The 12,472-nt window shown below is 57.6% G+C and carries 9 protein-coding genes; 2 read left to right on the top strand and 7 right to left on the bottom strand.

The features are described 5' to 3' along the window. Positions 1-17: 17 nt before the first annotated feature. Complete coding sequence (locus AC1RJ3_RS19075) at positions 18-2,012, bottom strand: methyl-accepting chemotaxis protein (protein WP_493079903.1); 1,995 nt, start codon at positions 2,010-2,012, stop codon at positions 18-20. Between the two features lie 443 nt (positions 2,013-2,455). On the opposite strand from AC1RJ3_RS19075, the gene AC1RJ3_RS19070 reads away from it, so the two are divergent. Beyond that, entirely contained in the window at positions 2,456-2,992 is a 537-nt protein-coding gene (locus tag AC1RJ3_RS19070; protein WP_347929930.1) for a hypothetical protein, read from the top strand. Positions 2,993-3,049: 57 nt separating this feature from the next. Here AC1RJ3_RS19070 and AC1RJ3_RS19065 read toward each other — a convergent pair whose 3' ends face one another. After that, on the bottom strand, positions 3,050-4,045 hold the full coding sequence (locus AC1RJ3_RS19065) for an aldo/keto reductase (protein WP_347929931.1): 996 nt from the start codon (positions 4,043-4,045) through the stop codon (positions 3,050-3,052). Positions 4,046-4,161: 116 nt separating this feature from the next. On the opposite strand from AC1RJ3_RS19065, the gene AC1RJ3_RS19060 reads away from it, so the two are divergent. After that, entirely contained in the window at positions 4,162-5,088 is a 927-nt protein-coding gene (locus tag AC1RJ3_RS19060) for a LysR family transcriptional regulator (RefSeq protein ID WP_103314503.1), read from the top strand. Here AC1RJ3_RS19060 and AC1RJ3_RS19055 read toward each other — a convergent pair. The 5 genes from AC1RJ3_RS19055 to AC1RJ3_RS19035 are packed head-to-tail and all read right to left on the bottom strand — an operon-like array spanning position 5,046 to position 12,166. Next, positions 5,046-6,011: a GNAT family N-acetyltransferase gene (locus AC1RJ3_RS19055; protein ID WP_493079900.1), complete on the bottom strand. Its 966-nt coding sequence runs from the start codon at positions 6,009-6,011 to the stop codon at positions 5,046-5,048. The two genes, AC1RJ3_RS19060 and AC1RJ3_RS19055, sit on opposite strands and share 43 nt — an antisense overlap. Further along, positions 6,008-7,300 carry a phenylacetate--CoA ligase family protein gene (locus AC1RJ3_RS19050; RefSeq protein WP_347929933.1) on the bottom strand — a complete coding sequence of 431 codons (1,293 nt, stop codon included), beginning with the start codon at positions 7,298-7,300 and terminating at the stop codon, positions 6,008-6,010. Before AC1RJ3_RS19050 ends, AC1RJ3_RS19055 begins: the two co-directional genes overlap by 4 nt. Before the next feature lie 34 nt (positions 7,301-7,334). After that, positions 7,335-9,767, bottom strand: coding sequence for an acyl-CoA reductase (locus AC1RJ3_RS19045; protein WP_493079898.1), 2,433 nt, complete (start codon positions 9,765-9,767; stop codon positions 7,335-7,337). A gap of 1 nt (position 9,768) precedes the next feature. Further along, positions 9,769-10,896, bottom strand: coding sequence for a LuxE/PaaK family acyltransferase (locus AC1RJ3_RS19040; protein WP_493079896.1), 1,128 nt, complete (start codon positions 10,894-10,896; stop codon positions 9,769-9,771). A 22-nt stretch (positions 10,897-10,918) separates the two neighbouring features. Further along, positions 10,919-12,166, bottom strand: coding sequence for an MFS transporter (locus AC1RJ3_RS19035; protein WP_493079894.1), 1,248 nt, complete (start codon positions 12,164-12,166; stop codon positions 10,919-10,921). Positions 12,167-12,472: the final 306 nt, after the last annotated feature.

The raw sequence follows: 12,472 nt of genomic DNA, 5'->3' as shown, positions 1-12,472 counted from the left end.
GGGCCGCATTCACGGGGTCACTTGACCTTGAAGCGCCCCATGATCGAACTGACCCGGCTATTGGCGTCCAGCAGCTGGCGCGTGTTGAGGTCGGTGGCGTGACCGCTTTGCACCAGCTCTTCGACCATATGGCGGATTTGCACCATGCTGCGGTTGATCTCCTCGGTCACCGCGCTCTGTTGTTCGGCGGCCGTGGCGATCTGGGTGCTGAGGCTGTTGATGTGGCTGACCGAGCCGGCCATTTCGTCCAGCCCGGCGTTGACGCGCGCTGTCGCATCGGCAGCGGACTGACAGCTGGCCTGGGTGTTTTCCATCGCCGCCACCGAAGAGCTGACACCCTGGGTCAAACGGCTGAGCATCTCGTTGATCTCCGAGGTGCTGGCCTGGGTGCGGGCGGCGAGGGCGCGGACTTCATCGGCGACCACGGCAAAGCCTCGACCTTGTTCACCGGCTCGCGCGGCCTCAATCGCGGCGTTGAGTGCCAGCAGGTTGGTTTGCCCGGCAATGGCGCCGATCACCCCGAGGATTTCGGTGATGCGCTGGGCGTCCTGCTGCATGCTTTCGACTTTGTGGGTGGCACTGGCCACTTCGCCGATCAATGCGCTCACGCTGCTTGAGGCTTCGCCCACCACCACCCGCGAGCGGTCGGCGTGTTCGTTGGCGCGCTGGGTAAACGCGGCGGTTTGTGCGGCGTTCTCGGCGACGCTGTCGGCGGTCGAACTCATCTCGGTGATGGCGGTGACGGTCTGGTCGGTCTCCGAGGCATGACGCTGCAGTATCTGGTTGGTATGCGCCGAGGTCTGTTGCAGGTTTTCCAGGCTTGAGGCCATGGCGCCCGTGGCCTGGGTGACTTCGCCGATCATGTTTTGCAGGTAGGCGATAAAGGTGTTGACCGAATGGCCGATCGCGCCCAGTTCATCCTCGGCGCGAATGGTGATGCGCCGGGTCAGGTCGGCGTCGCCGGTGGACAGCGCGTCGATGTTGGCTTTCAAGGCTTTCATGCGCTGGATCAGTTGGCGGATTGCATAGATTTGCAGCAGCACCAGCAGCAAAACCATCGGGATCTGCAACAGGCTCAAGGTGCTCAAGACATCGTCGCGTTGAGCGGTGATCAGGTGGGTCGGCAGGGCGGTGGCAAGGAACCACGGTGTGCCTTCGATCGGACGCATGAAGAAAGTGTTCGCCACGCCTTGATTGTCGAACTCGACGCGTTGCAGCGAAGCATCACGGCGCTCAAGCGCGGTTTTGATCTGCGCGGCAAAAGGCGAGTTGCTTGCCAGTTCACTGATGTTTTTCAGGACAATCGGAGCACTGATGCGCGAGCTGTTGCTGATGATCTTGCCGTCGGCCTCGACGATCAACATTTCGGCACCCAAGTCTTTTTCCTTGCGCGCGACCAGGTCATTGAAGAAGCCCAGAGTGACGTCAATGGTCGCGACTCCGTACGGCACGCTATTGCGCGCTATCGCCATGGCGCAGTTGGTGCGCGGTTCGGCGCTGGCGTCGTCCTTATAGGCCGCGGCCCAGGCGCATTGACCGCGAGGTGTCTGCATGCCGCCCTTGTACCAGGGCTGATCGTAATAGTTGGGTGCCGCGTCGCTGTTCCAGAAGGTGTTGACGGCCAGTTTGCCCGACGCATCCCGGTGCCAGAAGGTACTGAATTTGTTGCGTCCGGCTTCGCGCTGGCCAGGCAACGGCCAGATCCCGCCACCAAACACTTTCAGTTCACCGTACTGGTCCACCAGGCCAGGCAATACAGTGTCGATGGTTGCGCTGTCGAGCAGGGGAATGGTTTGGGTGATGCTGCGTTGTTGCGCTTGAACCTTGTTCAGTTCGCCCTGGATCTGTTCGGCCACTTCGGCGATGCGGTTCAGTGCGACCTGTTCTTCCGTGTGCCGAAGTTTCGGCGCGACCAACTGGCTGATGCCCGCCACCGTCAAGGCGAACAACAACAGGATGAACAGCACCAGAAACAGCGTGTAACGGGCTTGAATGGTACGGAATGCGGGCATTGAACCGGTCCTTGTGCTAAGCGCTCTTGTTGATTTATTGCGGCGTTTAGCAGCTATCGGCCCGCGGCAGGCAGACTTTAGTACCATGGTCCCAAAAAATGGTTTTTACGGACGACCGGTTGGTCATCGACATGAGCCATGTGCGGTTTCATTTTGGGCTGGCGACTTGGTTTCTTTCGTGGTTTTCAAGCCTGATTCATTGACGGTCTGATTGTTAAACAATTGTTTCAAGTCAATGAATTCAAGGGTTTGGTGATTTGTATCCGAAATGTACAAGAATTGTAAAAAGCTGAAATATTTGTAGTCCAAGGGACGCTGACGAATTGATACTCGCGTACCAATTCGTCAGTTGAACAAGGACTTTTTATGGTCACCTTACAAGGACGTCTCCGCGCTTCGGGGCTGCTCCCGGTCTGGCTCACGCCGCGCACAGGAGCACTCTCATGACCATCGGTTATGTCGGAGGCTGGACCAGCAAGGCCGGATTACTGATTCGCGAGGGCGGGACGAGTGGCAGTAAACCCGTACCGCAGAACGTCAAGGTCAAGCAGATGCTCGCACTGGTGGGCAATGATCCATTGGCGCTGAACACCGCGAAAATGAACGAGCAGAAGCTCTACAAGAATTTCAAGGGATTCGACCCCGAGACCGTCACGGTCAAACAGCTCGGAAACATCAGCGCCTTTTTGCGCGATCGCGGTTTGATCAGCGATGTGACGGCCCTGACGCTGCTCAACGCCGGCGACAAGTTCGATCGCTTTGGGGTGCCGAAAAACCTGGATGAAAAATTCAATGCGCTGGAGTACTTCGCCACGCAGCTGGATAACATCCAGAGCAACAACCTCAAAGGCAACAAGTACGCCAACCACCTGATTCCCGAGTACAAGAAGGCGATTTACGTACTGCAGAACCTGAAGACGTATGGCATGGGTAATGGCCCCGCCGTTCCGAACACCAAGGGGGTCACTGGCAAAGCCTGATCTTCAAGTGCAACAGGCCCGTCATACACGGCATGAACGGGCCTGCGACGCTCAGTGTTATCGATCGAGCATCTGCATGACGGCTTGCGGGTAACGCGCCCCGAGCACCGCGTCATCCGGAAAAATCGCCTCCAGCGCCGACAAGTCTTCCGGGCTTAATACAACGTCCAGCGCGGCGACATTCTCCTCCAGATACTTGCGTTGCTTGGTACCCGGAATGGGGATCAGGTAATCGCCTTGCGCGAGTACCCAGGCCAACGCCAGTTGCCCTGCGGTCACACCTTTTTCTGCTGCCAGCGTTTGCACCTGTTGGACCAACTGCAAATTCCTGTTGAAGTTTTCGCCCTGAAAGCGCGGGCTGAAGCGCCGGTAATCGTCCGCTGCAAAATCGTCGGGACTTTTCAGGGCGCCGGTCAGAAAGCCTCGGCCGAGCGGGCTGTACGGCACAAAGGCAATCCCCAGGCGCTGACAGGTGGCCAGGCAATCGTTGTGCTCCTGATCGCGGCTCCACAGCGAGTATTCACTTTGCAGCGCGCTGATCGGGTGAACCTTATGCGCTCGTTCAAGGGTTATCGCCGAGGCTTCGCTCAAGCCGAGGTAGCGCACTTTACCGGCCTGGACCAGTTCGGCCATGGCGCCCACGGTCTCTTCGATGGCCACCTCCGGATCGACGCGATGCTGGTAATACAAATCCAGAGTGTCCACGCCCAGACGTTTCAGCGTGCCGTCGATGGCAGCACGGATGTACTCCGGTCGGCCATCGACTCCGCGTGCAGTGGGGTTGGACGGATCACGCACGATGCCGAATTTACTGGCCAGGAACACCTGGTCGCGCTTGCCTGCAATCGCTTTGCCAATCAGCGCTTCGTTGGTGTGCGGGCCATACATGTCGGCGGTGTCGAGCAAGTTGACGCCCAACTCCATGGCACGATGCAATGTTGCCAATGCCTCGGACGTATCGCCGCCCGTGGTGTAGAAGTCGGTCATGCCCATGCAGCCCAGACCGATCGCAGAAACCTCAGGGCCGTTTTTGCCCAATTGACGAGTGTGCATGGTGTCGCTCCTTTTTGATGTGGCCCCATTGTTGCGCTCGACAAAAACAAGATAAACCGGCTAAAAACGCTATCACTGTTTGTAATTTCTATATAATCCGCAGGTAACCAAGAGCAATGGACCGTTTTAATGCTATGCGAGTATTCACTCGCATTGTCGAGCTGGAAGGATTTGCCAAGGCCGCGGACAGCCTGCAAATGCCCAGGGCTTCGGTAACCATCCTGATCAAGCAGCTTGAGGCGCATTTGGGCGTGCAACTGTTGCAGCGCACCACACGGCACGTCAGTCCAACCGCCGATGGCGCGGCGTATTATCAGCGCTGCGTGCGATTGCTGGCTGATCTGGACGAGACAGAGGCAGCGTTTTCCAGCTCTCGGCAAAATCCACGCGGGCTTTTGCGTATCGACATGCCTGCCGGCATCGGGCGTTTGCTGGTGATCCCGGCCTTGCCGGAATTTACCCGGCGTTACCCGCTGATCGAGTTGGAAATCGGCTTGAACGATCGCCCGGTCGACCTGATTCGCGAGGGCGTCGATTGTGTGCTGCGCGGCGGCTCGTCTCTGGATGATTCGCTGGTAGCGCGACCGCTGGCGATGCTCGATCAGGTCACCTGCGCCAGCCCCGACTACTTGCGACGCCAGGGTACGCCGCACTGCCTGGAAGATCTGGCGGGGCACCAGATGGTCGAGTATTTCTCCAGCACCACCGGCAGGCGTTTCGGCCTGGAATTTGACATAGACGGACACGTGCACCCGGTGAACCTGCCCAAACAGGTGGCGGTCAACAGCGCAGATGGTTATCTGGCCTCTTGTGAAGCGGGTTATGGCCTGGTCCAGACGCCGTACTATCACGTTGCACGGCAATTGCGCGAGGGAACGTTGTGCGAGGTGTTAGAGCATCTGCCGCCGCCAGGGTTACCCCTGACGGCGCTCTATCCTCCGCACCGCCAGTTGTCTCTGCGGGTGCGGGTGTTTGTCGACTGGCTGGTGCAGCTTTGCGCTCAGCCGGGCAACGGGCTGCTGCGCGGATACTCAGGTAACTGACGGTGAGGCGACTCTGGCTGCCGGTGGAGTAAGGTGTCGTGCAATTGCTGCATGTGTGGACAGTAGAAATTCACAGGCCGCAGTTTTGCACCACGATGAAACAATGCATACCAGCCAGATGCCGCGGGCGCAGGCATCAACCCGGTAAATACGAAATCGATGGCGCAGAGGCGACGCATGTTCTGTGGAGAATGCTGCGACAGATCAAGCTTGATCGAGATCATCCAGTGCGCGGGTAGCTGCTGGAGCTGCAACTGCACGCTCTTGTCCAACTGATAAAGCACGACTTCCACTCGCTCATGGTGCTGGCTGATCTGCATTGGCAAAGAGTGTTGTGATGGCGTGTCGTTTCGGGTGCCGAATGACGCAGACAGTTGCCTCATGAAGGTTGCACAGGCCGCCGGCCATTCCAGTTGCGGTAACGGACGTGCATGCCCTTTAACCATTTGATAGCCAATGACAACACTTTCCTCATGGGACTCACCAAAGGGCGAGGGAACATAGTCGGGAAGCAGCCCGATGTTTTTGAAACCGAGTTTTTGCGCCATTTGCTGAGTGTAGAGATGATGGGTGACCTGCTTGATCGAGACGCTCTTGAGGCCGAGTCGGCTCGCCCGCCGCAACAGTTCACGACCCAGCCGGGTGGCGATGTTTTTGCCCCGGGCTTGCGGGTGTACGAGGCACAAGGCGAATTCAGCGTGATCCAGGCTATGTGCATCCCTGCACAATGCCGCGTGGCCAACGATGCATTCATCGATCAACGCCAGCATTGAGTGCCATCGGTGGTCGGCGTTGTGCTGGCCAATCATCGACGGCAAATAGACATCAGGCTGTACATAATTTTCCCCATACACCTGGCGAAACAACGCACTGACAGCGGCTGAGTCCGCTTGCCTGAAACGTCGAAACCGGAATGTACTCATGGAGCAGGCTCCCGCTGAGGGGCGCTATACACGCGCAGGTCAACGATCCGGCGCTGCTTTCCCGAGCGTGGATGCAGCAGTAATGCGCCGGTCGTGCAGGGGCTGAAGACACATTCAAGCTGACCACTGCCGATCATTTGGCTGATGTCCGGGTACTGACCCAGCAGTGCTGCGTGAATGGCCGGGATTGAAGCGTTTATTGACGTCGAGTCGTGCGCGGGCACCCACCTCAGGGTCATTCGATCCTTGACCCCAACACTTTCGATCACCAACTGCCATTGCCAGCAATCGGCCAGGCGCTGAAGGATTTCGGCGATCTCCTCCTGGAACAACGAGATGACACCGATGCGAATACGAATGCTCTGTTCGCTCCGTCCCAGCAAGGCGAATTTGCGTTGCCGGGTGCCGCTCGGCTCGCGCCAACATGCGCGATCCCCGACGGGATAACGCAGCAGTGGCATTAACTTTCGGGTCAGGTTGGTGATGATCAATTGGCCTGGGCGATGACATTCCTCGATGACCTCGTGGGTGTGTTCATCGACAATTTCCACCACCGTCTGTTGATCAAACACCCGATGTTCACCCACCTCACAATCCCGGGTGCTGGCGCCCACGAGTCCTGCGTCGACACAGGCATAGCCAATGGACGCGACGCGTGCATTGGGAAAGACCTGAGCCAGCATCGGCAATTGTGCGGCAAACAGACTTTCGCCACCGTAGAGCACGGTGGTTATCTGTGGCAGGACGCCGTGTCGCTCGGCCAGGCTGGCGGCGAATTGCAGAAGTTGTGCGGGTACGCCAGCGAGGACATTGATCTGGTGTTCGGCAATGGCCGCTGCAAGCGTTGCGGAGTCGACTTCGCCGGCAAACGGGAACTCGCAGATGGAAGGCGACACATGGGCCAATGATTCATGGATAAACAGAAAACTGGCATAAAGGTCGCCGGCAAAAAACAGATTGGCAACCCGGTCGCCATCGCACAGTTGTCCCGAGAGGGCGTTCCCGAAGTGCGTCACCATGTTCTGCCATTCATCGCGGGTGTACGCCACCAGTTTTTCCTGGCCGGTTGAACCACCGGTTTTGTAAATCAGGGCGTTTTCGGTTTTACCGGTCAGTACCGGCCAGGTGTTTAAATTGTGGCTGCCATTCCAATAGTCTGAAGCGACGGTGAGTGGTAGATCTTCGACAGTACAGTGATGTTCTGGTAGTTGATTGAAGTGTGTTTTGTAATAGTGAGAATGTTTTCGTGAGTGCAGCAGCAACTCTTCGAATGAATAGTTAGTGTTCATGAGTTCAGGCTCTTGATAGTTTTAAAATAGGCGTTCAGTTGTGATGCTTGCTTGCTGAAAAGTCAGTTCTCAAGTCAATCATCAGGGGGGCTTTGCCGCTGTGCCTGTTGCGTTCGAACCGGTCGGGAGAACACCTTTGAACATCAAGTTCCAGCAGGCGGTTATTCACGGCTGTTGAAATAACTGGGATGTCCAGCAGGCGTTGACGTAGAGTCTGTGGATCATGTTCTGCGCGCACCACCAAGCGTTCGGTTCCGTTGGAGTCGTGATCAAGAAGGAGCTGCAGTTGAGTGGCGGCTTTTTCTTCCAGGTCGCTGATCGAGACAAAGTCCGAAGCGATCCGCAGCAGTCGACCGTGTCTTCCTTGCAGTTCAAATCGAGGCGTGTCCAGGCCACAAGGGCAGGTTGCTGGCAGCCAACGTCCAGTGTCCCCGACCTCGTAACGGATGATCGTCTGACCTTCGCGTGCCCGCGAGGTAAAGAGCAAACGACCGACTTCGCCGGGTTCGACAGCAGCGTCGTGTTCAAGGTTGACGATTTCCAGCCACTGGATGTCGCTCATCAGGTGAAAAACGCCATCTGCGCTCGCCGGGCACGCATGACCGAGAGGGCCGGCGTCGACAGAACCGTAGAGGGCGGAACGAATCGTCGAGACCCCACAACGCTCCATCAACCGTCGGCTGGCATTGCCAGAATGTTCGCCGCCCATGAAGACTTTATTGACCCCGCCGTAGGCCTTGAGGCGATCCTGCTCGCTGAAAAACAGACGCTGCAACGTGCTGGGCATGCCAATCAGCGTGTTGATGCGCTGGTCCACAATCAGTTGGGCTATTTCACTGAAGTCGTCGTCGTGGGGGCCGCCCATGGGGAAGTGCGTGACTCCCATCTGTTCAAGGATCCTGGAAAAACTGAACAGCCCGCCATAGAGGCTGCCACCGTAGAACAGATTCATCACTCGATCCTGCCCCGGCGTCAGTCCGATGGCGAACATGCCGTCAGCCGCCGCGCGCATCTGCCGGCTAAAGTCTCGATAGCTGTAGCCAGCCAAGGCGGGAGTGCCGCTGGTACCACCTGAGCGGAAAAACAGTTGAGCGTCGGACGAACCGGATTGCGCGATGAAATCCGTCTTGTTCATCACTGCGTACGCGTTCAGTTGCGCCGGGGCACCAGGGGGCTGGTCCAGTGTTGCGCGGTTGCTCGATAACTGCGGAGGCAAGGTTACCGAGGTCCTGCGGGTCAAGCGTGACAGGGCGAAAACACCGTCATGGGGTTCTCCTGCATAGCCGTCATGAATCAGCTCGGGAGGGGCGATTCGATTGACGCCCGCGCTCAGCAGTTGCCTGACCAGGCTTGGCGTTTGCCGGGGTGTGCAGATCAGAGCACAACTTTGCAGATGCGTGCGCCACGGCAGCAGGGACTCGGCAATCAACGCGTTTGGCATCGGCCGTAACAACAGCGTTCGAAACAACGGAGAAGGTGCCAATCGGCGATGGTGCTCCCACATGATGCGCCATCCATCACCGGACCAGACGCGTCCTGTCTCATCGGCAAAACTTTGATCGAGTCGCGCCAAGGCAATCCGGGTGGTGATCTCGCAGGCTTCCTGAGCTGTGGGGAGCAACGCTGGCCAGCGGCTGGCGCGGCGTTCGAACGCGTCAGCGAGTTGTCCGCCGATAGCATGCAGGGTTTGCGGGTCATCACTGTCAACCAGCAGCCACTGCGGACTGGAGCACGCTTGTTGGTCGAGCCGACACACTTCATCGACCAGGGCATCCAGCGCTGCGGGGGACACGGCTTCTGGCGACAGGTAGGCAAAACTGATCTTGTGACCCCAGTCGATCCAGCGGCACCCGCTGGGAACCAGCCGGCGAATGGCCTTGAGCGCTGCGTCGCCACCCCATGCGCTGACGCCATCGGCGTGAGCGCATAGAAGATCAAGGCGATCGGTATCGACAGGCAACACAGCGACGCAGTTGGTCAGTAATCCGCTGGCGTCGCACTCGAGGAACGCTGCCAGTAATTGCGCACTCAGGCTGTTGTCACTGGAGCTTGGGCGCAGCCAGTTGATGTTGCCCACCAGCAGGCTTTCCAGCACTGCGCAGAACCCCAGCAATGGCGCGTTGGCCGGCGTGATATGCACCACGAGTCCTAACGGGGACCAGTTTTCGAACCGCGGTTGATCGTAGGCAATTCGCCGTAGTGACCGCGGCTGCACGCCCAACTCACGTTCCAGTTTTGCACTCAAGGCGCTCCGTTGGCAGAACGCGATCAGTTCCAGGCGTTGCCCCTCATCGAGTTCAAGGGGGGGTTGATGGGCCTGCAGTTTCTGTGTGAAACGGTCCGCGCATTGAAGAACCCTTTCGCTGGTCGGTGGTTGCCCCAGTTGTTGCGCCAATCCTGGCAGCAGCGTGTCGAGGGCCGCCTCAGGTGTGAGTGAGTCGTGCAGTTGGCCATTGATCAGGTACATATCAAGCTCCCCCGATCAGTTCGGCTGCGGCCATCGCGCAACTGCGACTGGCGCTGGTTCCGGCGCGGCCATGCAACTCAAACCAGTCGGTAGCCAGGCCACAGCCACAGGCGGCAGCGGGGTACAGTGTTGCCAGGTCACTCATGACCACGGCGTGTGCCGGGCTCGATGAAATATAAGGCGATACGAAGTGCAACAGACCCCGCTTGCCGTAGGGCTGGACGGCGAAGTCGCTCGGGTTACGGACAAACACCTTTGAGTAAACCGGTGCATGAAAGTGATGGTTGGCGCATTCGATATACGGCACGGCATGCTCGACAGCGCCGTAGCCGTCTCGACAACGACTGGCATCTATCCTCAATTGCTGCGCAATCCGGGAATAAAGTTGCTGTCTGGGGACTTCCTCGCTCGCCCGGGCTTTCCAGCCACCGCCAAGGAATACCAGCGAATCGGGATGCAGCTCAAGGTCGGGTGCTTCAAGGTCTTGCATGCGTTGCAAGACCTGCCAAAGAAACGCAGGAAAACCAAAGATGCGCACCGGTAAACCTTCAATTGCAAACTGGTGCAAGGCTTCGATCACGCCGAACACATCGAACTCGTGGCCGCTGCCTGTGGCCCGTAGCGCATAGACCACCCGGTTGACCGGCGCGTATTGGCACAGGAACTGGTCGGTATAGGAGGTTCCCAGGCTGATGGCGCCTACAGGCTCATAACTCAGCAACAGATAGTTGCACGGGGTGTGGCTGATCCAGTCGTAATGCTCGAAGATCCGAGTCACCATGTTCTGCGCCGCGGTGATGCTTCGCACGTCATAGCGCATGCGGCTTTTCTGGCCGCTGGTGCCCGAGGATGTCAGCTCCAGGGCATCCTGCCCGGTGGGGCTCAGCAGCAGGCGTTGCTTGAAGTAGTTGGCGTACAGGGGAGGGAGGCGCGACCAGTCGTCCAGGTTATCCAGAGCGCTGGCACTCAGGCCGTTGGCCTCCAGCCAATGCTCGTAACCGGGGGTGTGATGGCAGTGAAAGAGACTGGTTTCACGCATCGAGTTGTCGAACAAGCCTGGCGGGACAGCGTCCAGACAATACGGCCGTGGCAATGCACATAAGGCATCGGTGTGGGGTAGATGAATCATCAAAAATCCTTTTTTGATTGAGTTATAGAGAGTGCGTCGGCACCGGTGCGGCCGGCAGCAGAACCCAGCGCAATGGCACCAGTGCCAGAAGCCCGGCGATACCGACTGTCAGGGCGAAGTAACGCGGATCTTCGCCAGCCCCCAGCGTTGCGATCAGCGAGCCTGCGCCGGCCATGAGTGCGATGGAGATCATCCCCAACATGGCCGAGACCAATCCTTTGCTGTCGTCACTGGTAAACAGCGCCGCGCGGTACAGCGCGGCGTTGCTCATCCCAAGACCAATGCTGTAAAGCATCAGGCCACCGACGAGAACCGGGATCGAAGGGGCAAACCGGCTGGCAATGATGAGCGCCACAAGGCCCGCGCAGAATGGCCAGAGCGCCCATTGAATCAAGCCTTCAAGGCGAGTCCTGGAAATAATCAGGTTCAGTATCAGATTGCCGATGATGACGGCGGCGAAGACCGGGATCTGCCACAGGCCGTACTCAAGAACCGATAACCCTTGCCCCTGAATCAACAGCAATGGGGACAGGCCGATCCAGGCGATCAGCGGCAAACTCATCAGCCCGAGCGCAGTACTGGCGCAAATAAATCTGAGGTTCCCGAGAAGGGCGATATATCGATGAGCTATCGCACGCAGCTTGAATGGCGTGGGGTTTAACCGGTTACCGTCGTGACGTAGTACGCCTATGGTTTCCGGCATCACCCAATAGAGCGCCAACCACACGACGATGCCAAGGACGCCGAACATGAGAAACAGCTCACGCCAGGAAATCCATTTCAGTATCAGGCTCCCGAGCAGGGGGCCAAGGAGCGGGGAGAGCAGGGCAACATTACCCAGCAAGGCCATGATTCGGACTGCGTCGGTTTCACAGAACACCTCCTGCAGCGCGGGGTAACTGACGGCGATGACAAACCCCAAGCCCATGCCCTGAAGCAGGCGCAGCAGGTTGAATGCAAAAATACTCTGCACCCAGAGGGTCATGACGCAGGTCATGGCAAAGACTGCACAGCCGACCAAGAGAACTTTTCGGCGTCCAAAACAATCCGCGAGCGGGCCAATCAGCCATTGCAGAAGAACACCCCCCAGCAAGTAGAGATTGAAGGCCGATGGAATATGCCGAGTACTGGCGTTCAAGTCATCGGTTACTGTCAACATGGCAGGCATTATCATGTCGCTGGCCAAGTAGGTCAGTAACTCAAAAGCTGTAATCGCCAGGCAAAAACCTAGCGCTCGAAAGGATCCGATTTTTATAATGGGCTTGAGCATAAAATTCCAGGGTGTAGTGCTTATTTATATAGAAGTATCGCGATAGGGGTGAGAGTAGTCTGGAATAGTAATAAGCCAAGCCAAATTATTGTTTTGCTGGTAGTAATAGTTGTCGCGTTATTTCTGGCGGGAATGTCAGGTGAATGTGCTGATGCATGTATCAGGTATTATCTTGCAGGCCAAAGTGTAATACCCTTGTACGAAAAAGCCCGCGGGGAGGCGGGCTTTTTTCGTGGTGTTCTCAAACGCTGTCAATTGTTTAGAACAGGGGGAACTTAATGATGCAAGTTGCCCCTGCTTAATAAA

Source organism: Pseudomonas sp. GW822-FHT04C11 (genome assembly GCF_058800905.1).
Note: the sequence above shows the minus strand (reverse complement) of the source record. Positions and strands in the feature narration are given on the sequence as shown.